The following is a 1,191-nucleotide window of genomic DNA, read 5'->3' on the forward strand; positions in this document are numbered from 1 at the left end:
GATGCGCCCCGGGTTCTGTGCAGGCTCTGATCCCAGGGAGGATGCAGAGCATGCCGGCACCGAAAAAGTACAGCGACGAGCTGCGTGAGCGGGCGACGCGGATGGCGTTGGATGCGATCGCGGCCGAGGGTCAGCGGATGGCGGCGATCCGCCGGGTCGCGGGCCAGTTGGACGTGCACCCTGAGGCGTTGCGGACGTGGGTCAAGCGTGCCGAGATCGACGCCGGCACGGCACCCGGCCGCACCAGCGATGATGCGGCACGGATTGCCGAGCTGGAACGCGAGGTGCGTGAGTTGCGGCGGGCGAATGAGATCCTGAAGACGGCTTCGGCGTTTTTCGCCGCCGCGGAGCTCGACCGCAAAATCAAGTAACTCCTGACGATTCCACGCCTCGGCGGGAGGTGCCGCTCGCGGTGGTCGTCGACTATATCGACGGCCACCGGGAGCGGGTTGTTGAGGGGAAGAATCTCGGGGTCGAGTCGATCTGCGCAGTCTTGAATGATGCGGATGTGCGGATCGCCCCGAGAACTTTCTGGGCAGCCAAGAAGCGCACTCCGTCGAAACGTGCTGTGCGGGACGCGGAGCTGCTCGCCGAGATCGAGCGGGTGTTCCGCGAGAATTACGGCGTCTACGGAGCGCGGAAAGTGTATGCCCAGCTCAACCGTGAGGGAATTGGCGTGGCTCGCTGCACGGTCGAGCGGTTGATGCGCCAGAAGGGCCTGCAGGGCCTCCGGCGAGGCAGGCGGCCCAGGACCACCATAGCTGCCGCTTCGCCTTCGCCGGCGGACCTGGTCGACCGCCGCTTCACTGCCGGCCGGCCGAACCAGCTTTGGGTGGCGGACATCACCTATATCCGGACGTTTTCGGGATGGGTCTATGCCGCGTTCGTCATCGATGTGTTCTCGAGAATGGTCGTGGGCTGGCAGGTGTCGACCTCGTTGCACACGAATCTTGCCCTCGACGCGTTGGAGATGGGGATCTGGGCCCGGCAGCGATCCGGACAAGACGTGACCGGGCTTGTCCATCATTCCGACCGCGGAGTTCAATATCGAGCTATTCGTTATAGCGAGCGTTTGGCGGAATCGGCGGTGGTCGCCTCGGTCGGTTCGCGCGGAGATTCCTATGATAACGCGATGGCCGAGGCGTTCAATTCGCTGTTCAAGGGAGAGTTGATCCATAACCCTGTTGCCTG

The 1,191-nt window shown here is 64.0% G+C and carries 2 protein-coding genes; both read left to right on the forward strand.

The window, feature by feature from the left end:
- Positions 1-371 (forward strand): transposase (locus C2L58_RS51480; RefSeq protein ID WP_369904178.1); only part of this gene is annotated, 371 nt, incomplete at its 5' end.
- Positions 372-412: 41 nt separating this feature from the next.
- Positions 413-1,191: IS3 family transposase (locus C2L58_RS12275; protein ID WP_158264105.1), on the forward strand; the 779-nt coding region annotated here is incomplete at its 3' end.

This window comes from Amycolatopsis sp. CA-126428, assembly GCF_002904335.1.
Lineage (GTDB): Bacteria > Actinomycetota > Actinomycetes > Mycobacteriales > Pseudonocardiaceae > Amycolatopsis.